Genomic DNA, 25,434 nt, shown 5'->3' with positions numbered 1-25,434 from the left:
GTCCGATGAGTGACATGCGTCAGGTGCTCCCTGGTGCGCCAAGCGCGCAATGGGCCTCGTGGGGCAGCTACCAGGACATCCTTGTGGACCGTTGCGCGGACGGCCTGGCTCGCGTGGCCATCAACCGCCCCGCCAAGCGCAATGCCTTCCGCCCGCAGACGGTGATGGAGCTGTGTGATGCCTTTACGCGCATCCGGGATGACCGTGACATCGGTGTGGTGCTGTTCACGGGCGTTGGGCCGGCCCCTGATGGCGGCTATGCCTTCTGTTCCGGTGGTGATCAGAGTGTGCGTGGGGACGGTGGTTACATCGGCGAGGACGGCCTGCCGCGCCTTAACGTTCTGGATCTGCAGCGAATTATCCGCAGCCTGCCCAAGGTGGTGATCGCTCTGGTGGCGGGCTACGCCATGGGCGGCGGCCAGGTGCTGCATCTGCTCTGCGACCTCAGCCTCGCCGCAGACAACGCCGTGTTTGGCCAGACAGGACCCAAGGTCGGCAGTTTTGATGGCGGCTTTGGTGCGGGCTACCTGGCGCGGGTGGTTGGCCAGCGCAAGGCACGTGAAATCTGGTTTCTTTGCCGCCGTTATGGCGCCGGGGAGGCTTTGGAGATGGGGCTCGTTAATGCCGTTGTGCCGTTGGAGCAGTTGGAGGCGGAGGGGGTGCGTTGGGCCCGGGAGGTGATGCAGCACAGCCCTACGGCCATCCGTTGCCTCAAGGCCGCATTCAATGCCGAAACCGATGGTCTCGCCGGGCTGCAGGAATTGGCCGGTAATGCCACCCATCTCTTTTATCGAACTGAAGAAGCCTTGGAAGGGCGCAATGCCTTCCTCGAGAAGCGATCACCAGATTTTTCCGAGACAGGCTGGTTACCCTGACGGACGCGCTGCCTCTTCCTCCGCCGGAACCGCTGGCCCTGATGCAGGCGGCGGCTGCGGATTCCATTGGCAGGCTTGGCCTCACTGCCTCAGGATCTGCGTGGCCGTCGCCGTGTGTTTCTGCTCGACAAAGGCGAGCTGCGCAGCGCCTTTCCGGTGGCCATCGGCATGCCCGGCTGGAAGACCCCCACCGAACGCTTTGAAGTGCTGCAGAAGATCCCCAATCCTGTGTGGGTGCACCCGGTGAGTGGCGAGCGGGTGGAGGAACAAGGGCCCGAGAATCCCTTGGGTTTTCACTGAATCGCCTTCCATCGCTACTCCCTCGGCCGTGATGCCCATGACGGCGAGGCTTGGATCACGCAAGGGATGCACCAGCACAGGGTTCTTTGGCAGCCCCCACCGCTGGACGGTGGGACGGGCCGTCTCCCATGGCTGCGTGCGGCTTTACAACGAAGATGTGAGTGCCTTGTATCGCCAGGTGTCGCTTGGAACTCAGGTGACGGTTCTCCCCTGACGGAGCAGATTCAAAAATTCCCCTTAAAGTCGCTGCGCCAACGCCGATCTGAGACATGCGCATCCTCTTCGCTGCTGCGGAATGCGCCCCGATGATCAAGGTTGGAGGGATGGGCGATGTTGTTGGCTCTTTGCCGCCAGCATTGGGCAAGCTCGGCCACGACGTGCGCCTGATCATGCCGGGCTACGCCAAGCTCTGGAGCCGCCTCAACGTGCCGGCTGAGCCGATCTGGCGGGCCCAGACGATGGGCAACGAATTCGCTGTCTACGAAACGAAGCACCCCACTAATGGGATGACGATCTACCTGGTGGGTCACCCGGTGTTTGATCCGGAGCGCATCTACGGCGGTGAAGACGAGGACTGGCGCTTCACCTTCTTCGCCAGTGCTGCTGCCGAGTTCTCTTGGAACGTTTGGAAGCCCCAGGTGCTGCACTGCCACGATTGGCACACCGGAATGATTCCGGTCTGGATGCATCAGGACCCTGACATCAGCACGGTGTTCACCATCCACAACCTCAAGTACCAGGGCCCATGGCGCTGGAAGCTCGACCGGATGACCTGGTGCCCCTGGTACATGCAGGGGGATCACACCATGGCCGCCGCGCTGCTGTATGCCGACCGCGTCAATGCGGTGTCGCCCACTTACGCCCAGGAGATCCGCACGGCGGAATACGGCGAAAAGCTGGAGGGTCTGCTCAACTTCGTCTCGGGCAAGCTGCGCGGCATCCTCAACGGCATCGATCTGGATGCTTGGGATCCAGCCACCGATCGCTCCCTGCCGGCGAACTTCAGCTCCGAAAATCTCTCCGGCAAGGCGGTTTGCAAGAAGGTTCTTCAGGAGCGGATGGGCCTGGAGGTGCGGGAGGACGCCTTCGTTCTGGGTATGGTGAGTCGCCTGGTCGACCAGAAGGGAGTCGATCTGCTGCTTCAGGTTGCTGATCGCCTGTTGGCTTACACCGATACCCAGATCGTTGTGCTGGGAACCGGGGACCGTGGCCTGGAATCCGGACTCTGGCAACTCGCATCGCGTCATCCAGGCAAATGCGCTGTCTTCCTCACCTACGACGATGAGCTGTCGCGGTTGATCTACGGCGGCAGCGATGCCTTCCTAATGCCGAGCCGGTTTGAGCCCTGTGGCATCAGCCAGCTTTATGCCATGCGTTACGGCTCAGTTCCTGTGGTTCGCAAGGTTGGCGGGCTCGTCGACACGGTTCCGCCCCACATCCCCGCTGCCAACAGCGGCACTGGGTTCTGCTTCGATCGGTTTGAGCCGGTCGACTTCTACACATCCCTGGTGCGGGCTTGGGAAGCCTTCCGCCACCGTGACAGCTGGGTCGAGCTGCAGAAACGCGGCATGAATCAGGACTACAGCTGGGATCGTTCTGCGGTCGATTACGACCTCATGTACAAGGACGTTTGCGGCATCAAGGAACCCACGCCTGATGCTGCCCTGGTAGAACAATTCTCTCAAGGTCAGGCTGCTGATCCCTCTCGTTCCGAGGGGCAGACTGAAGAGGCCAGGGTTCCTGCTGAGGTGAACTCCGCCAGTCGGAATCCCCTGAATCGTCTCTTCGGTCGTCGATCCAGTTGAGTTTGAGCGAGCCCGCCCGATCCGACTCCCCCACTGAGGCTCGATCAGAGTCTCAGAGAGTGGAGCCATCGGGCAATCTTCCGGCTCCCTACGTCAGCCCTTGGCAGGAGTTCGGCCGCAACCTGCAGGCGATGGCTGCTGATGTTCGGCTCAGGGGCCAGGAACTTTGGCGCCGCAATCGTGAGGGCGAGCTTTCGTTTCCAGGCTTCTGGCCCCGGGATCTGGCCCCCAGCTTCTGGCCGCTTTTGCTGGTGTTGCTGCTCCTGCTGCCGCTGGCTGGGGTTCGATTCTGGCAGGACCATGCCAGCCCTGCCCCGCCTAATGAACTGGTCGAAGTGCAGCGGACTTCTCCCCTTGACCTTCCCGTGCCGGAGCTGATCCATGCACTACAGCCCCTGGCGGAGGATCCATCACCCATGCCGGCAGCTGTAAATGCTGAGCCGGACTTGGAGCCATTGGATCTGGAGGAGCCCCTCCAACCCCAACTCAGTTTCGATCCTCTCTTTTCTCTGTTTCAGGACACCGCAGTCCCCGACGGACTGCTCCGTTCAGTCAAGCCCGTTCCGGAGCAGGACCGCTTGCTGTTGGAGTTGTCTGTTGACGTTTGGGAGCAGTTGCAGCTCGATCAGCGCCAGGCCCTTGCCTCCCGTTGGCTTCAGGCGGCGTTCGAGCTGGATTACGCCAGTCTTCAGTTGATCAATGGACAGGGCGATCTGCTGGGGCGGTCAGCTCGGGTTGGCGGCGGCATGATCCTGTTTGACCTCGGGTTGGTGGGATGACCCTGACGCTGCGTCAGCTCATCGATGTCTGGGGAACCCCCCAGGGCGGCAGGTTTGAATCCGATGCCCTTGTGGGACGGGTGTGCACCGACAGCCGCAAGCTTCAGCCAGGTGATTTTTTTGTTCCCCTGGTGGGCGAGCGCTTCGATGGTCATCACTTCCTCGACCAATTGCCTGAATACAAGGTCCAGGCTGCTGTTGCGAGCTGCAGCTGGGCTGAACAGCTACCGCCGGACCTGCTGCATTGGCGGGTGGACGACACACTGCTGGCCTATCAACAGCTGGCCTTGCTGCATCGCCGTGCCCTGGGCAAGCCTCTGGTGGCGGTGACGGGCTCTGCCGGCAAAACCACAACACGGGAGTTGATTCGAGCGGTATTGGCTCCGCTGGGAGAGATTCAGGCCAGCGAAGGCAACAACAACAACGACGTCGGAGTTCCCCTCACCGTGCTGGGCGCCACCGCAGCTGATGCGGCCCTGGTGATCGAGATGGGCATGCGGGGGCCTGGGGAGATCGAGCGTCTCTCCCGCTGCACCGAGCCTGATCTGGTGGTGATTACCAACATCGGAATGGCCCACATTGGCCGCCTCGGCAGCCGTGAGGCGATTGCAGCGGCCAAATGTGAGATCACTGCTGGGCTGCAAGCCAAGGGAACTGTGGTGATTCCCGCCGGTGATCCCTTGCTGGAGTCGGCGTTGGCGGCGGTCTGGTCCGGCCGCGTGCTGCGCGTGCGCCTGGCTGACGATCCCGAGGCCGAATCCGATCTGATGGGTAGTGATCTGATCGGAGCTGATCTAGTAGGTGAAATCAAGGGCGACCAGTTGCTGATCGATGCGGATCGTCTCCCGCTTCAGTTGGAGGGGCGCCATAACGCCCGCAATCTGCTCTTGGCCGTTGCTGTCGCTGATCAATTGGGCGTGTCTCGTAAGGCGTTACGAGGCATGCAGGTGACGGTGCCGGGCGGACGCAACCGCCGCCTGCAGCAGGGTGGTTTGACGCTCCTCGATGAGACCTATAACGCCTCCCCCGAGGCAGTGTTGGCGGCTCTTGAACTGCTGGCTGCGCAACCGGGGCGACGTTTTGCCGTGCTGGGCACGATGTTGGAGCTCGGGGATCGCAGCCTGGAGCTGCATCAACAGATCGCCGCCCGCGCAGTGCAGCTCGGCCTGGATGGCCTGGTGCTGGTGGATGGTGGTGCGGAGGGCAAGGCGATGGCTGAAGTGGCGTCATCCCTGCCCCACTTGCAGCTGGTGTCAAATCCAGAAGACGCCGCAGCGCCCTTGGCAGCATGGCTGGAGTCAGGCGATGTTGTGCTGCTCAAGGCCAGCCGTGGTGTCGCTCTGGAACGGTTGATACCGCTGTTGCCATGCCCTTAAAAAGGCTGCATTAAACCTTTCGTTCTGCCCATCCGCCCTTGCTGATCTGACGGGCGCGACCGATCGCCAGGGCGCCATCGGCCACATTCTTGGTGATCGTTGACCCGGCACCAATCGTGGCGCGTTCGCCGATGTTGATTGGGGCAACCAGCACGGAATTGGCACCCGTTTTGCTGTTGCTACCGATCACGGTGCGGTGCTTGTTCACCCCGTCGTAATTGGCGGTGATTGTTCCGGCCCCCACGTTGACTTTTTCCCCGAGTTGGGCGTCGCCGATGTAGCTGAGGTGGTTCACCTTGGTGCCAGACCCCAGCTGGCTTTTCTTCACCTCAACAAAGTTGCCGATGCGGCAGCCGTCGCCGATGTCTGCGGCCGGCCGGAGGTGCGCAAAGGGACCGATGGCAACGTCGTTGCCCACCTTGGCCTCACGCACCACGGAGTGAACCGCACTGACATTGGCCCCTAGAGATGCGTCCTCGATCAGGCTGCCGGGGCCGATTCGGCAGTTGTCGCCAATCACGCAGCGGCCACGAAAATGGGTTTGCGGTTCGACCACCACATCACGGCCGAAGCTGCTGCCTTCGCTCAAGGTGCAACTGTCGGGATCAATGAAGGTGACCCCTTCATCCATCCAGTGGTGGCGCAATCTCCGCTGCAATAGGGCTTCGCACTGGGCCAGTTGCCGCCGATTGTTGATGCCGTTCACCTCATCGGCATCGGGCACCTCCAGGTGCATGGCCTTGGCCAGCATCGCCACCGTGTCGGTGAGATAAAGCTCTCCCTGATCGTTGTCGGTGCTGAGCTTCGGCAGAACGTTGGCCAGGGCCGTCCAGTTGAAGCAGTAGATCCCGGCGTTGGTGAGGTTGTTGCTGAGTTGCTCGTCGGTGCAATCGCGATGCTCAATGATGCTGCTCACCTGGCCGTCGACATCGGCGAACACACGCCCGTAACCGGAGGGATCTGCGAGCCGTGCTGTCAGCAGGGTGACATCGGCAGCGCTGGCCCGGTGCTGTTGCACCAACGCTTCGACCGTTTCCCCCCTCAGCAGCGGTACATCACCGTTGAGCACGAGCAGTTCGCCTTCAAAGCCCTGCAGCGACGGGATCAGCTGTTGCACGGCATGGCCCGTGCCGTTCTGGGGCTGCTGCAGAACAAATTCCAGGCCTCCGAGCGGAGCCAGCTGCTGCTCCACCCGTTCCGCCTGATGACCCACGATCAACAGCCGCCGTTCCGGTTGCAGGTTGCCGGCACTGGCGAGCACCCGTTCCACCAGGGTTGCTCCCGCCAGGGGTTGGAGCACTTTCGGAAGTGCGCTCTTCATGCGGGTGCCTTTTCCAGCGGCCAGAACGGCTACGGCGAGCATGCGGAGCGAGGGGAAGACGGGCGGAATCTACCGGGCTCAGTACGGACTGTCCCTCCGCCAGCGCCTTTGCCAGGCATTGGTGGGTTCCTGCCCGCAATGCTCCTGTTCAAGGCGGCGGCGCTCACGGATGACTTCAGCCGTGGCGTTGCCCCGGGGATCGCGAAACGGCACAGCCGCTCGCGTCTGCAGGTGTTCCCATTCCATGGCCGAGAGGGGCTGCCAACCGGGGCCTTCAAGAGGACAGCCGGCGTCTGCGGGTGTGGCCAACGTGCCGCTGCTCCACCCCACCCGTTCGCCCGGGGCTGGCAGCAGTGAAAACAGGTTCAAGCCCGCTCGTTTCAGGCTGGCGCGCACTGCAGCGGAACGGCTGTAGGTCAGCAACCGTCCCAGCGGCGCCAGGCATTGCGCCAGCGCTCCCAGGAATTCCTCGCTCCATAGTTCCGGGCAGCGCCTGGGCGAGAAGGCATCCAACAGAATCAGATCGAAGCGAACGGGCTCAGGAATCTGTTGGAGCATCAATCGGGCGTCTCCCCAGAGCTGGATCCCTTGGCTGTTGTGCTCCTGCCAGCCGCCGTGGTCGCGGATGGCTTGAAGCTTCGCCAGCACAGGGGCTGACCAGAGGCATTGGAAGCTTGCCTGTTCCAAGGCTTGTTCCAAGGGGCGGCGGTCCAGCTCAAGCCCCCACCACTGCACCTGCGGCCCAGCCGACGGCAAGGCCTCCATGACGGCGGCCGTGTTGTAACCGAGCCCCAGGCACACATCCAGGATCCTTAATTCAGATCCGCTGCTGAAGCGCTGCAGCTCCGCGGGTTGGACGAACTTGGCCCGGGCCTCATTCAGGGCCCCCGCCGAGTTGTGAAAGGCCTCCCCGAAGTGATCGCTGTGCAGGCTGAAGCTGCCATCCGCCGTCGGGTAGACGCGGAGCGCGCCGAGCTCAGCAGCGGAGCCGTTCAAGTTCGTCCCAGAACGAGGGGTACGACACGGCTGCGGCTTCGCTTCTCGCCAGGCTGGAGTGGCCGTCGGCGAGCATGGCTGCGACGCCGAGGCTCATCGCCACCCGGTGATCTGTTTCGCTGTCCAGCACAGCTCCCTTGAGTGGACGACCGCCACGGATGATCATGCCGTCCTCATGTTCATCAATATTGGCCCCCATGGCCTTGAGCTGACGGGCCATCACCGCCAGCCGATCGGTTTCCTTCACCCGCAGTTCAGACGCTCCACTGATCCGACTTTCGCCCTCGCAGAAACAGGCGGCAACGCTGAGGATCGGCACTTCATCCACGAGGCGGGGCATGATCTCCTCGCCGAAATGGAAGGGTTTCAAGGGGCCGTGGGTCACCCGGAGATCGCCTACCGGTTCACCCGCAACATCGCGGGGGTTGAGCACGTCGATCTGGGCACCCATCTGTTCCAACACCTCCAGGATCCCGGTGCGTGTTGGGTTCAGCCCCACGTTTTCGATGGTGAGATCGGCGCCTGGAATCAGGGCTCCAGCCACAAGCCAGAAGGCCGCTGAGCTGATGTCGCCAGGGACCACTACGTTCTGGCCATTCAGGGTGGCGCCGGGACGCACGCTGATGTGCCGTCCCATTTCACCTCCCACTCTGATATCGGCGCCGAACGCCTTGAGCATCCGCTCGCTGTGATCGCGGGACTGGGCTGGTTCGATCACTGTGGTCGGGCTCTCGGCCGTGAGCGCAGCCAGCAGCAGTGCCGATTTCACCTGAGCACTGGCCACGGGCGTGCCGATCACCGTTCCTTTCAGCTGACGCCCTTGCACTGCCAGCGGTGCCAGGTTGCCTCCATCACGGCCGCGCACATCTGCTCCCATCGAGGCCAACGGTTGACCCACCCGAAGCATGGGGCGGCGGCGCAGGGACGCATCGCCATCCAGCACGAAATGGCGACCGTCGCGGCCCGCCAGCAGGCCCATCATCAATCGCATCGTGGTGCCGGAGTTGCCGCAGTCGAGCACTTCTGCTGGCTCCTGTAATCCATCCAGACCCACGCCCTCAATGGTGACGATGCCGCCGTCGGTGATTGGGCTGATGCTGACGCCCATGGCCCGCAGGCAGGCGGCCGTGCTCAGGGGGTCTTCAGCGGGGAGCAGGCCGTCAATCGTCGTCGTGCCCTCCGCGACGGCGCCAAACAGCAGTGATCGGTGCGAGATCGATTTATCTCCCGGAACCTTTACCCGTCCATGGAGGCTGCCTCCGGCCTTGAGCTCACGGGGGTCGTCGGATTGGCCTGTGCCGATCAAGGTCGCAACGTCGTTGGGCTGATCCTATTGGCCGGTCTTCAGACCCTGAATCAGGCGGTCAAGGGCATAGCCGAACAGGCTGGGGTCGGGGTCGTCGTTGCCGAGGTCTTCCAGACCCAGCTCGGCCCAGCGGTCGCTGACCCGTTGTTCCAGATCTGCAGGACGGCTGAGGGGTTCACCCCATTCATGATTTTTCTCAGGTCCCACTTTGGTGGTGGCATCAATGGCCAGGCGTCCCCCAAGGCCCAACTGCTCGCTGGCGAAGTCCAGGGTGTCGAAAGGGGTGTTCTCCAGGGTGAACAGGTCGCGTTGGGGATCCACCTGGGCCGCGATGGCCCAGACCACCTGGCGCGGGTCGCGCACGTTGATGTGACTGTCGACCACCACCACGAATTTTGTGTAGGTGAACTGCGGCAAGGCACTCCAGAAGGCCATGGCAGCACGCTTGGCCTGCCCTGGATAGGCCTTATCAATCGAGATCACCGCCAGCTTGTAGCTGAGCGCTTCCATCGGCAGGAAGAAGTCGGTGATCTCCGGAATCTGCTGTCGCAGGATCGGTGTGTAGATCCGGTTCAGCGCGATGGCCAGCATCGCTTCTTCCTTGGGAGGACGGCCGCTGAAGGTGGTGAGAAACACCGGATCCCGCCGTTGGGTCATGCAGTGGAAGCGCACCAGAGGTGAGTCCTCCACACCGCCGTAGAAGCCCATGTGATCTCCGAAGGGGCCATCCGGCAGCACTTCCCCTGGAGTGATCGTTCCCTCCAGCACCACTTCGCTGTGGCTGGGCACCTGAAGGTCGATGGTTTTGCAGGGGGCCAGACGCACCCCTTCTCCGGCATAGATGCCTGCGAACAGCCATTCACTGAGCTGCACCGGGATCGGTGTGGCGGCGGCCATCACCAGCAGCGGGTGCACGCCAATGGCCACCGCCACCTCCAGCTTTTTGCCCATGGCGGCGGCCTTGCGCAGGTGGCGGGCGCCGCCGCGCACGCTTAACCAGTGCACGGTCATCGTGTTCACCGACTGCCTCTGAAGCCGGTAGACGCCCACATTTGGGACCCCGGTTTCTGGGTCTTTGGTGATCACCAGTCCAAGCGTGATCACGCCCCCGGCATCACCGGGCCAGGGCCGGATTAGGGGGATGTTGTTGAGATCGACCTCATCGCCGCGGAACACCTGCTGACGGCAGGGGGGTGTGAGGTCGCGGTCGGGCTTGGCTTTGACCAGGTCCCAGAAGACGCGGGCGAATTGTTTGGTTTCCTCCAGCCCCTTGGGCGGTCGGGGTTGCTGAAGCAGGGCCAGACGTGACCCCAGCTCCTCCAGCTGCTCCGCCCGTTCGAGGCCCATGCTCCACACCACCCGTTCCACGGTGCCGAGGGTGTTGACGGCCACCGGCATCGAGGAGCCGATCACGTTCTCGAACAGCAGGGCTGGCCCTCCTTGATTCAGCACTCGGTCGGCAATGGCCGCCAGTTCGAGGTCGGGGTCCACCGGCGCCGTGATCCGTCGCAGCTGGCCGCGCTCTTCGAGGAGCTTGAGGAAGCCCCTCAGATCTCGGGTGGCCGGACCGGATTGGAACAGGGCCATGGGATGACGGTCTCGGCGCAAGCTGTCTCGGTACTGTGTCGCACGCCGGTGTACAGCGTGGCCATGCAGATCTCCTACTTCCATGTGCCGGCAGAGATGCCGCAGGATCTACGCCCCGATGCGGCGGTGGTTATTGATGTGCTGCGGGCCACCACCACCATTGCCTGGGCGTTGCACAACGGTGCACAGGCGGTGCAGGCTTTCGCCAGCCTCGACGATCTGCGCAGTGCGGCAGCGGCGTGGCCGGCTGATGCGCGTCTGCTGCTGGGCGAGCGCGGCGGCCAGATGCTCGAGGGCTTTGACCTGGGCAACTCACCTGTTGCCGTGAATCCGGAGCGGGTGGCTGGCAAGCGTCTGTTCATGAGCACCACCAATGGCACCCGTGCTCTTGATCGTGTGCGCCAGGTTCCCCTGCTGTTGACGGCGGCGTTGCCGAACCGCGATGCCGTGGCTCAGCGTTTGCTGGCGAAACAACCCAGCCATGTGGCGATTGTTGGCAGCGGTTGGGAGGGGGCCTATTCCCTGGAGGATTCACTGGCCGCTGGCGCCTTGGGCCATCGGTTGCTGGAGCTGGATCCCACCGGGAGCAGCGCCGCCAACGACGAACTCACTGCAGCCGTTTCCCTCTGGCGTCAGTGGCAATCCGATCCAGAGGAGTGCCTTCGCACGGCGACCCATGGGCAGCGGTTGATTCGCCTGGGCGATCACGACGCCGATTTCCGCTGCTGTGCTGGCCTCGACCAACTCAGTGTCGTTCCGACACAGGTCGAGCCCGGGGTGCTTCGAGCGGCCTGACCCTCATTAAAATCCGCCTATCTGATCAGTGCATGTGAGCGACTTCCTGGCGGCTGCTGTCCAGCTGACGAGCGGTCAGGATCCGGAGCTCAACTTCAATGCGGCTGAAGAGCAGATAGATCTGGCTGCCCGCCGAGGGGCGGAACTTATTGGTCTGCCCGAAAATTTCGCATTCATGGGTGAGGACAGCCGTCGCCTTGGTCTGGCTCCCGACCTTGCTGAGCAGAGCAGTCGCTTCTTGGTGACCATGGCGCGTCGTTACCAGGTGGCGCTTCTTGGCGGTGGCTTTCCTGTGCCGGTCGGTGATGGATCGCGAACCCTGAACCGCGCTGAGCTCGTCGACCGTGACGGCATGCTCCTGGGCCGTTACGACAAGATTCACCTCTTCGATGTCGACCTACCGGACGGCAACACCTATCGCGAGTCGGCAACAGTGAACCCAGGCAGGGATTTGCCTCCAGTCGTTGAGATTCCTGGTCTCTGCAAGGTGGGGCTGTCCATTTGCTACGACGTGCGGTTTCCTGAGCTCTATCGCCATCTCGTCGGTGCCGGCGCAGATCTGTTGATGATTCCTGCGGCGTTTACAGCCTTCACCGGAAAAGATCACTGGCAGGTGCTTCTGCAGGCCAGGGCCATTGAGAACACGGCCTACGTGCTGGCTCCGGCGCAGACAGGTGTTCATCACGGTCGGCGTCAGAGCCATGGACACTCTCTGGTGATTGATCCCTGGGGAACAGTCCTCGCCGATGCGGGTGTGCAGGCAGGAGCAGCCATTGCTCCGGTGAATACCAATCACCTCGGTCATGTTCGGGGTCAGATGCCGAGCCTTCGGCACCGCCAACCCGCTCTGTTCTGAGCGCCATGGCTCCGGCGTCGTCCCGACGGCTGGCCTGGCTTCTGGCTGCGGCCCTGCAGTGCACTGCTTTCACCCAGTCTTTGCCTGCCCGAGCCGCCAGTGCCTTGGCCGCCTGGGCCTTCACCGAGGAGGGGGTTCTCAAGCTGCGCACCAGCCGGAACGCTCGATTGGAGGCGTTTTTTCAGGCCGCCAGCGATGGTCGCGGCACCAGGGTCTGGATTGATATTCCTGGTGAGCTGAGATTTCCGCGGCGCTTGGCCGGACGTGGTGCTGTCCGTGAGATCCGGCTGGGCAAGCCCCGCGCGGGTGCCACCCGTCTCGTGGTGGAATTCCGCCCTGATGTGGATCTCAACCCCAACGATCTGCGCCTGCGTGGAACCGCGCCGGATCGCTGGGAACTGGTGTTCACCGGCTTGCCGACCCGCGGTTTGGATGATTTCGGTGAAGGCGACCTGACCGGTCGTGCCACGGCCTGGCTCCCACCGGGTGGATTCCGTCCCACCCGCACGCCGGTCGACCCTTCCGGGCTGCCCACGGTGGCCCGCAACCGCTACCGCATCGTGATTGATCCCGGCCATGGCGGCCCAGATCCTGGGGCTATCGGCATTGGTGGTCTGCGCGAGACCGATGTGGTTTTGGATGTGTCGCTGCAGCTGGCCGACTTGCTGCGGGCAAGGGGCGTGGATGTGCGCTTGACCCGCACCCGTGAAGTGGATATGGACTTGCCGCCGCGGGTTTCCCTGGCGAATCGCAGCGGGGCCACTGCTTTCGTGAGCATCCATGCCAATGCCCTGAGCATGAACCGTGCGGATGTGAATGGGATCGAGACCTTCTTCTTTTCGGATCCCCGTTCTGGGCGCCTGGCCTCGTATCTGCAGCAGCAGATGATGGACGTGTCATCCGGAACACCGAATCGCGGTGTCAGACGCGGTCGCTTCTTCGTGATCCGGCGCAGCACCATGCCTTCTGCCCTGGTGGAGATGGGATTTGTCACCGGGGCGATTGACGCACCGCGTCTGGCCAATGCCGACCATCGCCGCCGGTTGGCCTTGGCCCTGGCCGCCGGCATTCTCAACTACCTCAAGCAGGAGGTGCGATGACGCACCAACTGCTGGGGTTTTTCGACAGCGGACTTGGTGGCTTGACGGTTCTGCGCCGGGTGCTCGAACGTCATGGGTCTGTTCATTGCGTTTACCTCGGCGACACGGCCCGGGTCCCCTACGGCAACCGGCAACCGGATGACATCCGGCGCATCGCTGCTGAAGTGGTGGGTTGGTTACGCGACCAACAGGTGTCCACGGTGGTGATGGCCTGCAACACCACCAATGCCTTGGCAAGGGATGTAGCCGAGGGCCAGGCCGGGGTGCCAGTCATCGGCCTCATCGGCGCTGCCGCAGCGATGGTTGAAACGCGCCGTGTTGGTGTGTTGGCCACACCAGCCACCGTGGCCTCCTCGGCCTATCGGGTCAGCATCGAAGCACTTCACCCAGGGTCGGTGGTGATTGAGCAGGCCTGTCCTGCTCTTGTTCCCCTGATCGAAGCAGGCGAGATGAACAGCGAGGACCTGCGCCGTGCGGCCCAGACCTATCTCGAACCCTTGCTGGCGGCTTCAGTTGAGTCGATCGTGCTTGGTTGCACCCATTACCCGCTGCTGGTGCCCCTTTTGCGTCAGCTGCTGCCGGAGTCGGTCCAGATCATTGACCCGGCCATCGGCGTGGCCCGTCAACTGGATGCCGTTTTGGGGCCACCGGAGCGGATTTCGCCGACTCCAAGGCCGTTTTCATTGGAGAGCTGCCGCTTCTGCGTCACCGCTGAACCCGATGCCTTCGCGATGCGCGCCACCCCCTGGCTGGGCCAGCGGCCTGCCGTCAGCCTTCAGCTGCTGCAGGACTGAGCGTGGGGCCACTAGGATCGCGGCGCCGAGGGGAGTCATGAGCACCGTTACCGAGCTACTCCAACCGGTAGAGACAGATCTTGAAACCCTGCTCGGAGACCTACGCAGCCTGATCGGGGCAGGTCACCCCATCCTCCAGGCCGCTGCGGAACACCTGTTCAGCGCCGGTGGCAAGCGTTTGCGCCCGGGCATTGTTTTGCTCCTGTCACGCGCCCTTTCGGAGAAAGGAGATCTTTCCCCGCGCCATCGCCGCTTGGCTGAGATCACGGAAATGATCCATACCGCCTCGCTTGTTCACGACGATGTGGTGGATGAGGCTTCGACCCGGCGTGGTGTGGACACGGTCCACAGCCGTTTTGATGCCCGCGTTGCGGTTCTTGCCGGCGACTTTCTTTTCGCGCAGGCCAGCTGGCACCTCGCCAACCTCGATGACCTCGATGTGGTGAAGCTGCTGAGCCGCGTGATTATGGATCTCGCCGATGGTGAGGTTAAACAGGGTCTTTACCGCTTCGATACAGCCCAAACCTTTGAGACCTACCTCGAAAAGAGCTACTGCAAGACGGCATCACTAATTGCCAACAGTTCCCGAGCCGCGGGTGTGCTCACCGGCTGCTCGCCCTCTCAGCTCGACAGCCTCTACCAATTCGGCCGTCAGTTGGGCTTGGCCTTCCAGGTGGTTGATGACATTCTCGATTTCACCGGAAACGACCAGCAGCTCGGCAAGCCTGCGGCCAGTGATCTCGCCAGTGGCTATCTCACCGCCCCCACTTTCTATGCCCTTGAGGAGCATCCATCGCTGCAGTCGTTGATTGATCGCCAGTTCTCTGAGTCCGGTGACCTGGTCAAGGCGCTGGAAATGGTTCGGGCATCCAAGGCGATTGAACGCACCCGTGAGCTGGCAGAAACCTTTGCCCGCGAATCCCGTGAATCGATCGCCTGGCTGCCGGAGTCCGCAGCGCAACGCGCCTTAATGGAACTGCCGGACTTTGTCCTCAGCCGTCTGTACTGAGCTGGAATCTCAAGACAACAGACTCAACACAACAGCCAGGCTGTTGATTCCACAGGGGTTGGAGTTCAAGTTTGGATGCTTAGAGCCTGTGGTGCTCACCAGCCAGACCTGACAACCGGCGCCATGGGCTGATTGGCTACCGGCCATGGAATCCTCAAGGGCCCAGCAGTCTTTGGGGTGGAGCCCCAGGCGCTGGGCTGCAAGCCGAAAGGGAGCCGGGTCTGGTTTGCCCGCCTCAAGGTCGGGATCGTCGCCGTAAACCCGTTCATGGATCTGCTCGAGCCAGGGATGGGGGGCTGCTTTGAATTCAACGGCGTCGCGGCTGCTGCTGGTGACCAGCGCCATGGGGATGCCCCGGTTGTGGCAGTGCGTCACCAGCTCCTGCGCTGCGGGCATCGGGGCAGCATCCGGGAGCAGGGCACGAACAATCGGTTGCTGCACCGCCAACAAGGCATCCGCGCCCACCGGTTTGGCCAGCCATGCATCCACTTGGGCCGCACAGTCGAGTCGGCGACGGCCTTTCAGCTGCATCAACTGGACTTCGCTCAGCTGGGTGCCGAAGTGAGCTGCGGCTTCCCACCAGCCCCGGCCATGCAGCGGCTCGGTGTCGAGCAGAAGCCCATCCAGATCGAAAAGGCAAGCGGCAGGTGGCAGTTTCATCCTGGAACGGTGATGCCCAGCTCAATCCTTTCGCATCGACTGCATCATCGTCCGACGGATTGATACGGGACCTGGATCAACCGGGGTCCTGCTTCTTACCCTTCGAGGAGATGCACTGCGCAGTCTGCTGTGACCGACGCCAACACCACCATCGAAAGCGTGCTGCAGGAGCAGCGGGTGTTCGAGCCGCCAGCAGACACTTCCGCCAAAGCTCGCATCGGCAGCCTCGAGGCGTACCGGGCCATGGCCGATGCCGCGAAAAACGATCCAGATGCGTTCTGGGGTGAGGCCGCCCGCCGAGAACTGCATTGGTTCGAGCCCTTCCACACCGTGCTCGATTGGTCCAATCCTCCGTTTGCGCGCTGGTTTGAGGGTGGTACGACGAACCTCTCCTACAACTGCCTGGACCGTCATCTCGATGGGCCAAAGGCTCAGAAAACAGCGTTGATCTGGGAAGGAGAGCCGGGGGATGTGCGCCGGTTCACCTACCAGGAACTGCATGCCGAGGTCTGCAAAGCCGCCAATGGCCTCAAGTCCATGGGCATTGGCAAGGGTGATCTTGTGGCTCTCTATATGCCGATGGTGCCTGAGGCGGCGATCGCCATGCTCGCTTGCGCGCGCATTGGTGCTCCCCATTCGGTGGTGTTCGGTGGCTTTTCCGCAGAAGCCCTGAGGGACCGTCTCAATGACGGCGAAGTGAAAGCGGTGATCACCGCTGATGGCGGCTTCCGCAAGGACAAGCCGGTGTCTCTCAAGCCCGCGGTGGATGCGGCGCTGGCCAATGGCGCCTGCCCCTCGGTGACCGGTGTGCTTGTGGTGCAGCGCACCAAGCAGGACGTGGAGATGGTTGCCGGTCGCGATCAGTGGTGGCATGACCTGGTGGAGGTTCAGAGTGCCGACTGCCCCGCTGCGCCGATGGCTAGCGAGGACCGCCTCTTCGTTCTCTATACATCCGGCTCCACCGGCAAACCCAAGGGCGTGGTTCATACCACCGCCGGTTACAACCTCTGGGCCCATCTCACCTTCCAGTGGATTTTCGACATCCGGGATGAGGATGTCTTCTGGTGTACCGCCGATGTGGGTTGGATCACCGGCCACAGCTACATCGTCTATGGCCCGTTATCGAATGGTGCAACGACGGTGATGTACGAGGGAGCACCGCGCCCGTCCAAGCCCGGTGCCTTCTGGGAGTTGATTCAGAAGCACGGAATCACGATCTTTTACACGGCTCCCACCGCAATCCGGGCATTTATGAAGAGCGGCCGCTCCGTTCCGGATCAGTTCGACATGAGCAGCCTCCGCCTGCTCGGCACCGTTGGCGAACCAATCAATCCGGAGGCCTGGATGTGGTACCGCGACGTGATTGGAGGCAACCGGTGCCCGATCGTCGATACCTGGTGGCAGACGGAAACCGGTGGGGTAATGATCAGCCCCCTGCCTGGTGCAACGCCCACCAAGCCCGGCTCTGCCACCCTGCCCCTGCCTGGCATTCAGGCCGACATCATCGATGCGGAAGGCAACAGCTGTGGTGCCGATGAAGGCGGGTATCTGGCGGTGCGTGCCCCTTGGCCCGGAATGATGCGCACTGTGCATGGCAACCCCCAACGCTTCCGCGAGAGCTATTGGGAGCACATCCGGCCTGCCAATGGTTCCTACCTCTATTTCGCGGGGGATGGCGCCCGGCGTGATGCCGATGGCTACTTCTGGGTCATGGGTCGCGTCGATGACGTGATCAACGTCTCCGGCCACCGTCTCGGCACGATGGAGATCGAATCAGCTTTGGTCAGTCACCCCGCGGTGGCGGAGGCGGCCGTTGTGGGTCGTCCTGATGACCTCAAGGGCGAAGGCATTGTGGCCTTCGTCACCCTCGAGGCAGGCCGTGAGGGCGATGACGCCCTGGTGAAGGAATTGCGGATCCATGTCGGCAAGGAGATCGGTCCTATCGCCCGGCCGGATGAGATCCGTTGCAGTGATGCTCTGCCCAAGACCCGCAGCGGCAAGATCATGCGCCGGATCCTGCGGGCCCTGGCGGCGGGTCAGGAGGTGAGTGGCGACACCAGCACCCTGGAGGATCGCTCCGTTTTGGATCGCCTCAGGGCCTGATCGCCTTGCCGATGGTTTGGCTCAGCTGACGGATGACCGCCACCCGCTTTGGGTCGTCCGCCCAGTCTCCGAGAAAGCTGCGTCGCAGCCCGGCACTGGCCGGCGTGAGGTGATCGCCGGGAAGTTCCAGGGTTGAGCTGGCGTCGGAGGGACGTTCTCGCAGGGCCTCGATCAGATCACCGCTTTGATCCAGCTCATCGCGGCCGAAGCGCACCACCAGATTCCGCTCCTGCTGGTAATGGCGTCTGATCAAGCGAAGCGTTTCGGCTGGACTGGGGCTGAACTCGGTTTCCACCCCGAGCCGGGGTGCCAGTTCGCCCAACAGAGGAATCGAACGGTCGGCGTTGAAGTTGTTGAAGCTCAGGGCCACCAGGGCCCTGCTGCCGCGACCTCCATCGGGGGCCAGCAGGTGAAGCTTGCATCCCAGGCTGTGGCCAAGCCGCAGCGGAGCTGAAAGGGATCCGCAGCGCTCCTCAAGTTGGCGACGCGCTGAGCGGAAGTCACTCCAGGCATCGCGTGCCTGGCGTTGATGATCGAACCCAGGCACATAGGCCCAGGCATGCACGGCCAACCCGTCCGCTGCCAGGTCTTCCAGCAGCCTGCGGTAGCTGATCTGGGGTGTTGCCGCCAGATAGCTGCCACCAATGAATTCGATCAATCCCGCGGGTTCGGCAGGCCGCAGCTGCCAGATCGAGCCCAGCTGACGCCAGTTGGCCATGCTCAACCGCGCAGCTGATTCAGCACCTGCTGTGCTTCACGCACGTGGGCCGGACCATCCAAGAGGTTGCTGAAGGTGTGACGGATCACTCCCTCCCCGTCAACGATGTAGGTGACGCGACCGGGCAGCAAACCAAGGGCTTTGGGTACTCCCATCTCGCGGCGCAGGGCGTTATTGCGGTCACACAGCAGAGGAAATGTGAGGTTGTGGCGGGTGGCGAAACGGCGGTGGCTGACGGCGTCATCACCGCTGATGCCCCAAACCTCTGCATCGAGGGCAGCAAAGTTCTCCGCGTTGTCGCGGAAGCTGCAGGCTTCAGCCGTGCACCCTGGCGTGTCGTCCTTGGGATAGAAGAACAGCACGAGCCAGCGGCCCTGAACCGAGGCGGGAGTGCGAAGGTCACCGTTCTGATCCTCCAGACTGAAGGAGGGGAGCCGGTCGCCGATCCCGAGGGACATTGGATTGAAATGAAGAGGCTGAACCCTAGGCAGCAGGCACCTTGCCCGGGGCGTGAGAATCAGTGCTGGGAGGAGTCACTGCGCCATGCCTGAACAGCTCGATTTGCTTGCGGGGTTTTCAAAACCTCAGGCGGAGACCCAAACAGCGCCAACCCTGTTGCTTTCATCGCCCGAGGCCAAGGCTGATCGGCCAGAGCACGCGTTAGAGGCCTCCCCGACCACTCTGCTGATCATCGACACCGAAACCTCCGGGTTGGATCCGCAGCAGGACCATTGCCTTGAGGTGGGCTGCATTTTGTTTGATGTGCCGAGTCGTTCAGTGCTGGCGCAGCAATCGTTTCTTCTGCCCGTGGATTCCAACGCGGCAGAGGCGATCAACCGGATCCCCGCCGCCGTTACCCGTCGGCCCCAGCCCTGGCAGGAGGCGCTGGTGTGGTTTGAGCATCTGCTAAGTGCTGCCGATCTGCTGGTGGCTCATAACGCGGCCTTTGATCGCCAGTGGTTTGGTCTTGGTGTCGTGCCGGCCACCGCAACACCTTGGCTTTGCACCATGGAAGACATCCGTTGGCCGGGGGAGCGTCAGTTGCGTTCGCGGCCATCGGTGCGGGACCTGGCCTTGGCCTACGGCGTCCCGGTCTGGGCGGCCCACCGCGCACTCAGCGATTGCATTTATATCGCCGAGGTGTTCGCACGTTGTGACGACCTTGAGCAGCTGTTGGAGCGGGGCCTGGAACCGCGCCAGTTGATGCGTGCCCGGGTGTCCTTCGAAGAACGCCATCTGGCCAAAGCAGCGGGTTTCCGTTGGAACGATCCGATCAAGGGGGCCTGGACCCGTCGTTTGAGCGATCGCGAGGTTGCGGAACTTGGTTTTCCTGTCGCCCCCGTTGAGCTCGAGGCCGATCGCCTCAGCGCCTGAGCCTGCGCATTTGCTTCAGCACTCCGAAGTGTCTGGGTGGTTTTGCAGAGAGCGCCGCTGAGCGCAGCAGGCTGAAGTCATGACGGCATTTCTGCATCCCCATCAACGTCCGATTCGCTCCCGCCTGCGCCAGTGGCAGCAGGTGCGCACCTGGGCGCGGTTGATTCGTGAAGCCGAAGCGCTCTGGCATGTTGACGTGCGCGCCCTGCGACGCATGGGAGCTGATGAACTCAGCCAGTTGATTGGGGAGGTCCCCGCCCCCCACCGCAAACGGGTGAACCGCTGGCTGCGCTGCTATTCAGTAGCGACGCGGCTCACCGTTGCGCACACCGCCTGAGCCTGGATTCACGACGCGGGAGGATGGACCAAATCAAACAAACGGTTTTGGCACATCGTTCCCTGGTTGTTTCTAGCCTGAGCGTTCTCGCTGTTGGCCTCGCCGCCTGTGGTGGTAGTTCGAGTGTGTCCAGCCTTAATGCAGCCGGAGCGTCCTTCCCCGCCAAGGTTTACCAGAGCTGGTTCGCCGACCTCGCCGGCTCCGGCGGACTCAAGGTGAACTATCAGGCGGTGGGTTCCGGTTCCGGCCGCAAAGCCTTCATCGATGGCACCGTGGATTTTGCCGCTTCGGATGACCCGATCAAAGAGGCCGACCGCAAGCAGGTGAGCCGAGGGGTGGTCCAGATCCCCATGGTGGGGGGAACGATCGCTTTCGGATACAACAAGCCGGGTTGCGAGCTTCAGCTCACCCAGCAGCAGGCGGTGGGCGTGGCCATCGGCACGATCAGCGATTGGAAGCAGCTCGGTTGTGAGGCGGGCACGATCACCTGGGTGCATCGCTCGGATGGATCCGGCACTACCAAGGCCTTCACCAACTCGATGCAGACCTTTTCACCGGATTGGACCCTCGGTAGCGGCAAATCGGTGAAGTGGCCGGTTGGCGTGGGTGCCAAGGGCAATTCCGGCGTGGCCGGGGTGATCGACAACCGGGTTGGCGCAATCGGCTACGTGAATCAGTCGTACATCAAGGGGAATGTTCAGGCTGCTGCAGTGCAGAACAAATCCGGTGAATTCCTCAAACCCTCCGTGGAAGCTGGTGCCAAAGCCCTTAACGGCATTGAGCTTGATCAGCATCTGGCGGGCAGCAACCCCAACCCGTCGGCCGCTGGTGCATACCCCATCGCAACGCTCACCTGGGTGTTGGCCTACGCCGAGGGCAATGGCGCCAAAGCTGAAGCCGTTCAAGATGTCTTGAACTACATGCTGGACGATTCCACCCAGGATGGTGCTGCGGCCCTGGGCTTTGTGCCCCTCCGGGGCAGCATCCTTGAAAAATCCCGCAGTGCGGTGCCAGGCATTCAGCCTTGAATGCGACCCCTTGATTTGGTGAACTTAACGCCCCGGTTTGGATGGCCAAACCGGGGTTTTTTGATGGTTTAAAGAGGGTTTCATAGATCCTTAACCATCGTTAAGGGGTGCATAACGACAGATGGTTTGCGTCCCGATTAGGTCTTGGTTGCTACAGCCTCTTTCCTCTCTCGGTTGTCGTGATGCGCATTGCACAAAAGGCCCTTCTCGCCTCGTCCCTGCTTGTCTTCGGGGCAGGTGTGTCGGCTTCGGCAGCTCCCAAGCTGAACGGAGCTGGCGCCTCGTTCCCGGCCAAGATCTATCAGCGTTGGTTTGCTGACCTGGCCAAGGCAGGCGGTCCTCAGGTCAACTACCAGGCCGTTGGTTCAGGTTCCGGTAGAAAAGCTTTCATCGACCAGACCGTGAACTTCGGTGCATCGGATGATCCGATGAAGAAGAAGGACATGGCCAAGGTCACCCGTGGCCATGTCCAGATCCCGATGGTGGGTGGCACCATTGCCTTCGGTTACAACAAGCCCGGTTGCGACCTGAAGCTCACCCAGGAGCAGGCCGTGAAGGTAGCCATGGGCATGATCAAGAACTGGAAGGATCTCGGCTGCACGCCCGGCACCATCACCTGGGTGCACCGTTCTGATGGCTCGGGTACCACCAGGCCTTCACTAACTCCATGGAGGCCTTCTCCAAGACCTGGACCCTCGGCACCGGCAAATCCGTCAAGTGGCCCGCTGGAGTGGGCGCCAAAGGTAACTCCGGTGTGGCTGGCCTGATCAAGAGCCGTGAAGGCGCAATTGGTTATGTGAACCAGTCGTTCATCAAAGGCAAGGTGGTTGCCGCTGCGCTTCAGAACAAGTCCGGTGAGTTCCTCAAGCCCTCTGTGGCTGCAGGTGCGAAGGCCCTCAACGGCATCAGCCTGGACGAGGACCTGGCTGGCAAGAACCCCAACCCCACTGCCAAGGTTGCTTACCCCATTGCAACCCTCACCTGGGTGCTGGCCTACAAAACAGGCAACGGTAAGGACACCAAGGTGGTGCAGGATGCCTTTAACTACATGCTGAGCGACGCTGCTCAGAACAAAGCTCCTCTTCTGGGCTTCGTTCCCCTCAAGGGCGACATCCTGACCAAATCCAAGGCCGCTGTGAAAAAGATCGGTCAGTGATCTTGGTTTGAATTGGTTTTAGACACCAAACATCCAAGGGGGCCCCTCGAGGCCCTTTTTTTATGTGTTGAATGATTCAAATTGCGATCAACGTTAGAGCCTTCTTAACCCAATCTCCCCCAAATCTCTCCCAGCTCTTTGTTGGGAATCGATGTTGTCCTCAATACAGTTTTTCTGGATTCATGGAATTCCAAATGCTTGCCACTCCGTCCGCTGATCTGAGTTCAACAGCTCTGGGTTTCAAGGCGTTTCTTGAAAGCAGCTACGACAATAAAAATGTTTTTCATTTCACCTCGGGAAGTTTCGTTCCTCTGCTGAAGAACAGCGTTTGGTTTGTGGTTCGCGGCATGGTGAAACTGGGTGCGCTGTCGGTGCATGGCGATGAACTGGTGCTTGGCCTTGTGGGTCCCAATAAACCCTTTGGTGCGGCATTCACAAATGTGGAGGCCTACGAGGCTGTAGCGCTCACCGATTGCGATCTGCTCTGCTGCAATCTGGCGGAGCTGGAGCATTTTCCTCAGTTGGCACTTGGCTTCGCCAAGGCCATGGCCGCCCGCTACCGCCAGGCGGAGTCGCTCCTGGCCCTGCTGGGGCTGCGGCGCGTTGAAGAACGGGTCCGGGGCTTCCTGGAACTGCTCGCCAAGGACTTCGGCGAACCCTGTGAGGCTGGGCAGCGGCTCAACCTTCGCTTGACCCATCAGGAGATCGCCAGCGCCCTCAGCACCACACGGGTGACCGTGACCCGCGTGTTGGGTCAGTTGCGGGATGAAGGTTGGCTTCAGATTGATGCCTCCAGGCATCTGGTGGTGACCGGCACTGGCCGCCGCTGAAGGCATAAAAAAAGAGCCGGCGAAAAAGCCGGCTCAAACCCTGAAGTGTTGATGTTCAGGTGGGGAAACAAGACGGTTGAATCGGAGCGGCGGGATTTGAACCCACGACCCCCACTACCCCAAAGTGGTGCGCTACCAAGCTGCGCCACGCCCCGTCAGATTTAAGTTATCACAGTGCATCCCGGCGTCTGAGTCGCCTAAGCAACCGAGTGGTGAGCTGGTCTCTCGTTGCCGATCCATACTGGTATAGCCGCATTTCTGCAGCGGCCTGACGTAGCTGAGCCAGGGTCATCGCAGCTAGTCGCAGCTCGGGCAGGGTGCGCCAGGCTCTCGAGCGCATCGGGAGTGAGTCAGGGCCTTTGGCCTGGCCCAGATTCAGGGTTCCATCCGCCAGCCATTCGGGGATGAGCACTACCAGAACGGCAATCAAGCCATAGAGCTCCACCAGCCCCCTCGGCAGAGGATGCAGTTGACGCTGCTCGGATGGATCAGGCCGTTCACTCACTGCAGAACGGAGGGGTCCTTCTCCACCCACGATCGCACCAAGTGGCCGCGTGTCTGTGGGTTGGTGGTCAGATTGCCAATGGTGTTGCCTTGGGCTGGGGTGTTTCCCGCCAAAGCATTGGAGCCTGCTGCTCTCGGTTGAGGGACACACTGCCAAAGATCAGGCCCAGAACCAAAATCAAGGTGAGGCCAATGGCTAGGATCAATTGTCGATCAGACCAGGGCTCAGGCATGGCATGGGTGGGATAATCCCCATCCTGGCCGAATCAGCCCATAGCGATTGGGCTGTTATCGGATCGAAGCACGCAGTGGCTGATAGACCAGTCGTACTTGTCCCAGACCTGCTTCGGGAGTTTGTAGTTCGATCCTTTGAACTCACCAAGCAGCGTCTGTGTTGGCATCGCAGAGCAGTAGGGGCGGCTTCCCGGTTTGGCGAGGTACTGCTGGTGATAGTCCTCGGCGAAATAGAAGGTTTGGTCTGCCAGGATTTCGGTAGTGATGGCGCCATAACCCTTGGCCGAGAGGGCGGCTTGATAGGCGTCCCGGCTGGCCAGGGCCAGTTGCAGATGCTCCGGATTGAACGTGTAGATGGCTGATCGGTATTGGCTGCCGGTGTCGTTGCCCTGCCGGTTGCCCTGGGTGGGGTCGTGACACTCCCAGAACAGTTTCAACAGGTCGCTGAAATCCAGAGCGGGCCTGCTCCAAACCACGCGCACTACTTCCGTGTGCCCGGTTTTGCCGGAACAAACCTGGTTGTAGGTCGGTTGCTCGATTTGGCCTCCTGCGTAGCCCACGGCAGTGCTCACCACCCCTGGGAGTCGCCAAAAACCTTTCTCAGCGCCCCAGAAGCAGCCACAGGCAAAGATTGCTTCTTCCTGGTCGGCCATCAGTGGGGCCTTCAGCGGTGTTCCCAACACAGCGTGCGTTGCCGGTGCAGATGGTTCGGCGTCGCCGCGGGGAGACAGCCAGGAAGGAAGCATGTTGATTGCGTCAGTGTGGAGAGCTTAGGAAGTTGATTCAACGCTTTGATGCTGCCGCCTCGAGGGCAATCAGTGAAGTCTCAGCGATTGTCCCTCCAAGTAAGAGATGAAAAGGAACAATCAAAGGTTCTATTGAAGAGTGGCTCTTCTTTGAACAATGTTCTGCAGCACGTTGTTAATTCTTTTGTTGGCATCTTTCAATCTGAATCTTGCTGATGACTGGCAAATGGCCAGAAGGAAAGACGAATCTGATGGATCAACCCATTGCAATTAATTGATTGCTTGTCGATTCAAAAAGGTATTTTTGATAAAAAAACAGGCTGTTCATTCTGGTGAATGGGACATCCCACCTACGTCAGCTATGTCTGTTGTTGATCGCCGGGCTTGATGGGATTAGCTTCTGGTGATGGCCGATCAAGGAACGGTGGTCTCGTCCTGCGGAACCTCCTTCATTCGAATTTTAATTAGAAGAAAGCTTGCTCCCGAGGTCTAGGGGGTAGCCGTTCCGGCGGTGGTCATATGCCTTCGCTTCGTGTTGCCTTGGGTGCTTAGGACACTTTGGCTTCACCCTCAACCGGGTTGAGCTGGATGTGATTTAGCAGAGTTGTGACGAAGGCGAAGAGCAGAAACGGCAGGCTGAGCACCAAAATCAGCCCCACTCCCACCAGTGCAAACAAGGGTCGCGAGGAGCCCATCAAGGCAAGCCCAGCAGCCAGGCTCACAAAAATGACGGCCATCCAGGCAAGCACCTGTCCGTAAATATCGCCGAAGGTGAGCGTGCAGCGCACCGCAAAGGGGGATCCGCTGGTCATAGGCAAGGAGTCGCCTTCACAGCTAAGCCACGG

The 25,434-nt window shown here is 61.5% G+C and carries 27 protein-coding genes, 1 tRNA gene and 1 pseudogene; 17 read left to right on the top strand and 12 right to left on the bottom strand.

Translation table 11 applies throughout. The features are described from left to right. Positions 1–5 precede the first annotated feature (5 nt). From menB to murF, 6 genes are all read left to right on the top strand, one after another. Complete coding sequence (menB, locus tag FZZ85_RS03815) at positions 6–875, top strand: 1,4-dihydroxy-2-naphthoyl-CoA synthase (protein ID WP_226412377.1); 870 nt, start codon at positions 6–8, stop codon at positions 873–875. Between the two features lie 75 nt (positions 876–950). Beyond that, positions 951–1,175: a L,D-transpeptidase gene (locus FZZ85_RS12035; RefSeq protein WP_255615963.1), complete on the top strand. Its 225-nt coding sequence runs from the start codon at positions 951–953 to the stop codon at positions 1,173–1,175. Between the two features lie 31 nt (positions 1,176–1,206). After that, entirely contained in the window at positions 1,207–1,389 is a 183-nt protein-coding gene (locus FZZ85_RS12030; protein WP_255615962.1) for a L,D-transpeptidase, read from the top strand. A gap of 55 nt (positions 1,390–1,444) precedes the next feature. Further along, positions 1,445–2,980 (top strand): glycogen synthase GlgA, encoded by a 1,536-nt coding sequence (gene glgA / locus FZZ85_RS03805; RefSeq protein ID WP_226412375.1) that lies wholly within the window; start codon positions 1,445–1,447, stop codon positions 2,978–2,980. Between the two features lie 59 nt (positions 2,981–3,039). Continuing rightward, positions 3,040–3,759 carry a hypothetical protein gene (locus tag FZZ85_RS03800; protein WP_226412373.1) on the top strand — a complete coding sequence of 240 codons (720 nt, stop codon included), beginning with the start codon at positions 3,040–3,042 and terminating at the stop codon, positions 3,757–3,759. Continuing rightward, positions 3,756–5,135: a UDP-N-acetylmuramoyl-tripeptide--D-alanyl-D-alanine ligase gene (murF, locus tag FZZ85_RS03795; protein WP_226412371.1), complete on the top strand. Its 1,380-nt coding sequence runs from the start codon at positions 3,756–3,758 to the stop codon at positions 5,133–5,135. The genes FZZ85_RS03800 and murF overlap by 4 nt, the downstream gene beginning before the upstream one ends. Before the next feature lie 10 nt (positions 5,136–5,145). Here murF and glmU read toward each other — a convergent pair whose 3' ends face one another. From glmU to FZZ85_RS03775, 4 genes are read right to left on the bottom strand one after another with little or no spacing between them, the layout of a single operon-like run. Beyond that, positions 5,146–6,498, bottom strand: coding sequence for a bifunctional UDP-N-acetylglucosamine diphosphorylase/glucosamine-1-phosphate N-acetyltransferase GlmU (gene glmU / locus FZZ85_RS03790; protein WP_226412369.1), 1,353 nt, complete (start codon positions 6,496–6,498; stop codon positions 5,146–5,148). Positions 6,499–6,534: 36 nt separating this feature from the next. Then, positions 6,535–7,452 carry a tRNA (5-methylaminomethyl-2-thiouridine)(34)-methyltransferase MnmD gene (locus FZZ85_RS03785; protein ID WP_226412367.1) on the bottom strand — a complete coding sequence of 306 codons (918 nt, stop codon included), beginning with the start codon at positions 7,450–7,452 and terminating at the stop codon, positions 6,535–6,537. Next, the gene (gene aroA / locus FZZ85_RS03780) at positions 7,433–8,758 is read right to left on the bottom strand and encodes a 3-phosphoshikimate 1-carboxyvinyltransferase (RefSeq protein WP_226412365.1); all 1,326 of its coding nucleotides are present in this window, start codon (positions 8,756–8,758) and stop codon (positions 7,433–7,435) included. The genes FZZ85_RS03785 and aroA overlap by 20 nt, the downstream gene beginning before the upstream one ends. Positions 8,759–8,782: 24 nt before the next feature. After that, complete coding sequence (locus FZZ85_RS03775) at positions 8,783–10,345, bottom strand: UbiD family decarboxylase (RefSeq protein ID WP_226412363.1); 1,563 nt, start codon at positions 10,343–10,345, stop codon at positions 8,783–8,785. Between the two features lie 63 nt (positions 10,346–10,408). On the opposite strand from FZZ85_RS03775, the gene FZZ85_RS03770 reads away from it, so the two are divergent. The 5 genes from FZZ85_RS03770 to sds are packed head-to-tail and all read left to right on the top strand — an operon-like array spanning position 10,409 to position 14,899. Continuing rightward, positions 10,409–11,140 (top strand): 2-phosphosulfolactate phosphatase family protein, encoded by a 732-nt coding sequence (locus FZZ85_RS03770; protein ID WP_226412497.1) that lies wholly within the window; start codon positions 10,409–10,411, stop codon positions 11,138–11,140. 34 nt (positions 11,141–11,174) lie between these two features. After that, positions 11,175–11,996: a carbon-nitrogen hydrolase family protein gene (locus FZZ85_RS03765; RefSeq protein WP_226412361.1), complete on the top strand. Its 822-nt coding sequence runs from the start codon at positions 11,175–11,177 to the stop codon at positions 11,994–11,996. A 5-nt stretch (positions 11,997–12,001) separates the two neighbouring features. Next, a complete protein-coding gene (locus FZZ85_RS03760) occupies positions 12,002–13,096 on the top strand; it encodes an N-acetylmuramoyl-L-alanine amidase (protein WP_226412359.1) in 1,095 nt (364 codons plus the stop codon). After that, positions 13,093–13,890 (top strand): glutamate racemase, encoded by a 798-nt coding sequence (gene murI / locus FZZ85_RS03755; protein WP_226412357.1) that lies wholly within the window; start codon positions 13,093–13,095, stop codon positions 13,888–13,890. Before FZZ85_RS03760 ends, murI begins: the two co-directional genes overlap by 4 nt. Positions 13,891–13,927: 37 nt before the next feature. Beyond that, on the top strand, positions 13,928–14,899 hold the full coding sequence (gene sds / locus FZZ85_RS03750; protein ID WP_226412355.1) for a solanesyl diphosphate synthase: 972 nt from the start codon (positions 13,928–13,930) through the stop codon (positions 14,897–14,899). A 9-nt stretch (positions 14,900–14,908) separates the two neighbouring features. Here the strand turns inward: sds and FZZ85_RS03745 are convergent, their stop codons facing one another. Next, on the bottom strand, positions 14,909–15,559 hold the full coding sequence (locus FZZ85_RS03745; RefSeq protein ID WP_226412353.1) for an HAD family phosphatase: 651 nt from the start codon (positions 15,557–15,559) through the stop codon (positions 14,909–14,911). Positions 15,560–15,688: 129 nt separating this feature from the next. Here FZZ85_RS03745 and acs point away from each other — a divergent pair, with 129 nt between their 5' ends. Next, entirely contained in the window at positions 15,689–17,662 is a 1,974-nt protein-coding gene (acs, locus tag FZZ85_RS03740) for an acetate--CoA ligase (protein WP_226412351.1), read from the top strand. Here acs and FZZ85_RS03735 read toward each other — a convergent pair. Together FZZ85_RS03735 and FZZ85_RS03730 are read right to left on the bottom strand one after the other, a co-directional pair. Beyond that, positions 17,652–18,380: a DUF1350 family protein gene (locus FZZ85_RS03735; RefSeq protein ID WP_226412495.1), complete on the bottom strand. Its 729-nt coding sequence runs from the start codon at positions 18,378–18,380 to the stop codon at positions 17,652–17,654. The two genes, acs and FZZ85_RS03735, sit on opposite strands and share 11 nt — an antisense overlap. A 2-nt stretch (positions 18,381–18,382) precedes the next feature. After that, positions 18,383–18,838, bottom strand: a complete 456-nt coding sequence (locus FZZ85_RS03730) for a peroxiredoxin (RefSeq protein ID WP_226412349.1) — start codon at positions 18,836–18,838, stop codon at positions 18,383–18,385. 85 nt (positions 18,839–18,923) lie between these two features. On the opposite strand from FZZ85_RS03730, the gene FZZ85_RS03725 reads away from it, so the two are divergent. The 5 genes and pseudogenes from FZZ85_RS03725 (at position 18,924) to FZZ85_RS03705 (ending at position 23,105) form a co-directional block, all read left to right on the top strand. Further along, positions 18,924–19,754, top strand: a complete 831-nt coding sequence (locus FZZ85_RS03725; protein WP_226412347.1) for a 3'-5' exonuclease — start codon at positions 18,924–18,926, stop codon at positions 19,752–19,754. Positions 19,755–19,833: 79 nt separating this feature from the next. After that, positions 19,834–20,091, top strand: a complete 258-nt coding sequence (locus tag FZZ85_RS03720; RefSeq protein ID WP_226412345.1) for a hypothetical protein — start codon at positions 19,834–19,836, stop codon at positions 20,089–20,091. A gap of 23 nt (positions 20,092–20,114) precedes the next feature. After that, a complete protein-coding gene (gene pstS, locus FZZ85_RS03715) occupies positions 20,115–21,119 on the top strand; it encodes a phosphate ABC transporter substrate-binding protein PstS (protein ID WP_226412343.1) in 1,005 nt (334 codons plus the stop codon). Between the two features lie 182 nt (positions 21,120–21,301). Then, positions 21,302–22,275 (top strand): annotated as a pseudogene (gene pstS, locus FZZ85_RS03710) (phosphate ABC transporter substrate-binding protein PstS). 194 nt (positions 22,276–22,469) lie between these two features. Continuing rightward, the gene (locus FZZ85_RS03705; protein WP_226412341.1) at positions 22,470–23,105 is read left to right on the top strand and encodes a Crp/Fnr family transcriptional regulator; all 636 of its coding nucleotides are present in this window, start codon (positions 22,470–22,472) and stop codon (positions 23,103–23,105) included. Between the two features lie 81 nt (positions 23,106–23,186). Here the strand turns inward: FZZ85_RS03705 and FZZ85_RS03700 are convergent. The 5 genes from FZZ85_RS03700 to FZZ85_RS03680 all read right to left on the bottom strand — a co-directional run bounded on the left by FZZ85_RS03700 (position 23,187) and on the right by FZZ85_RS03680 (position 25,401). Beyond that, a tRNA-Pro gene (locus FZZ85_RS03700) sits at positions 23,187–23,260 on the bottom strand. Between the two features lie 14 nt (positions 23,261–23,274). Then, positions 23,275–23,610 carry a hypothetical protein gene (locus tag FZZ85_RS03695; protein WP_226412339.1) on the bottom strand — a complete coding sequence of 112 codons (336 nt, stop codon included), beginning with the start codon at positions 23,608–23,610 and terminating at the stop codon, positions 23,275–23,277. 67 nt (positions 23,611–23,677) lie between these two features. Further along, entirely contained in the window at positions 23,678–23,842 is a 165-nt protein-coding gene (locus FZZ85_RS03690) for a hypothetical protein (RefSeq protein ID WP_226412337.1), read from the bottom strand. A gap of 33 nt (positions 23,843–23,875) precedes the next feature. After that, complete coding sequence (msrA, locus tag FZZ85_RS03685; RefSeq protein WP_226412335.1) at positions 23,876–24,589, bottom strand: peptide-methionine (S)-S-oxide reductase MsrA; 714 nt, start codon at positions 24,587–24,589, stop codon at positions 23,876–23,878. Between the two features lie 548 nt (positions 24,590–25,137). Then, positions 25,138–25,401: a hypothetical protein gene (locus tag FZZ85_RS03680; protein ID WP_226400109.1), complete on the bottom strand. Its 264-nt coding sequence runs from the start codon at positions 25,399–25,401 to the stop codon at positions 25,138–25,140. Positions 25,402–25,434 lie beyond the last annotated feature (33 nt).

It is taken from the genome of Synechococcus sp. MU1642, from assembly GCF_020514115.1.
Classification (GTDB): Bacteria; Cyanobacteriota; Cyanobacteriia; order PCC-6307; family Cyanobiaceae; genus Parasynechococcus.
The sequence above is the reverse complement of the archived record's forward strand: the minus strand, read 5'-3'. Positions and strand labels throughout refer to the sequence as shown.

What these genes read in the sequence shown, in the direction of transcription:
- FZZ85_RS03730 (WP_226412349.1), bottom strand. Translation starts at nt 18,838, where the DNA reads ATGTCCCTCGGGATCGGCGACCGGCTCCCCTCCTTCAGTCTGGAGGAT.
- msrA (WP_226412335.1), bottom strand. Translation starts at nt 24,589, where the DNA reads ATGCTTCCTTCCTGGCTGTCTCCCCGCGGCGACGCCGAACCATCTGCA.
- FZZ85_RS12030 (WP_255615962.1), top strand. Translation starts at nt 1,207, where the DNA reads ATGCCCATGACGGCGAGGCTTGGATCACGCAAGGGATGCACCAGCACA.
- FZZ85_RS03690 (WP_226412337.1), bottom strand. Translation starts at nt 23,842, where the DNA reads ATGCCTGAGCCCTGGTCTGATCGACAATTGATCCTAGCCATTGGCCTC.
- FZZ85_RS03725 (WP_226412347.1), top strand. Translation starts at nt 18,924, where the DNA reads ATGCCTGAACAGCTCGATTTGCTTGCGGGGTTTTCAAAACCTCAGGCG.
- FZZ85_RS03770 (WP_226412497.1), top strand. Translation starts at nt 10,409, where the DNA reads ATGCAGATCTCCTACTTCCATGTGCCGGCAGAGATGCCGCAGGATCTA.
- FZZ85_RS03735 (WP_226412495.1), bottom strand. Translation starts at nt 18,380, where the DNA reads ATGGCCAACTGGCGTCAGCTGGGCTCGATCTGGCAGCTGCGGCCTGCC.
- murI (WP_226412357.1), top strand. Translation starts at nt 13,093, where the DNA reads ATGACGCACCAACTGCTGGGGTTTTTCGACAGCGGACTTGGTGGCTTG.
- FZZ85_RS03775 (WP_226412363.1), bottom strand. Translation starts at nt 10,345, where the DNA reads ATGGCCCTGTTCCAATCCGGTCCGGCCACCCGAGATCTGAGGGGCTTC.
- FZZ85_RS03680 (WP_226400109.1), bottom strand. Translation starts at nt 25,401, where the DNA reads ATGACCAGCGGATCCCCCTTTGCGGTGCGCTGCACGCTCACCTTCGGC.
- sds (WP_226412355.1), top strand. Translation starts at nt 13,928, where the DNA reads ATGAGCACCGTTACCGAGCTACTCCAACCGGTAGAGACAGATCTTGAA.
- murF (WP_226412371.1), top strand. Translation starts at nt 3,756, where the DNA reads ATGACCCTGACGCTGCGTCAGCTCATCGATGTCTGGGGAACCCCCCAG.
- pstS (WP_226412343.1), top strand. Translation starts at nt 20,115, where the DNA reads ATGGACCAAATCAAACAAACGGTTTTGGCACATCGTTCCCTGGTTGTT.
- FZZ85_RS03760 (WP_226412359.1), top strand. Translation starts at nt 12,002, where the DNA reads ATGGCTCCGGCGTCGTCCCGACGGCTGGCCTGGCTTCTGGCTGCGGCC.
- glmU (WP_226412369.1), bottom strand. Translation starts at nt 6,498, where the DNA reads ATGCTCGCCGTAGCCGTTCTGGCCGCTGGAAAAGGCACCCGCATGAAG.
- glgA (WP_226412375.1), top strand. Translation starts at nt 1,445, where the DNA reads ATGCGCATCCTCTTCGCTGCTGCGGAATGCGCCCCGATGATCAAGGTT.
- FZZ85_RS03720 (WP_226412345.1), top strand. Translation starts at nt 19,834, where the DNA reads ATGACGGCATTTCTGCATCCCCATCAACGTCCGATTCGCTCCCGCCTG.
- FZZ85_RS03705 (WP_226412341.1), top strand. Translation starts at nt 22,470, where the DNA reads ATGCTTGCCACTCCGTCCGCTGATCTGAGTTCAACAGCTCTGGGTTTC.
- FZZ85_RS03745 (WP_226412353.1), bottom strand. Translation starts at nt 15,559, where the DNA reads ATGAAACTGCCACCTGCCGCTTGCCTTTTCGATCTGGATGGGCTTCTG.
- menB (WP_226412377.1), top strand. Translation starts at nt 6, where the DNA reads ATGAGTGACATGCGTCAGGTGCTCCCTGGTGCGCCAAGCGCGCAATGG.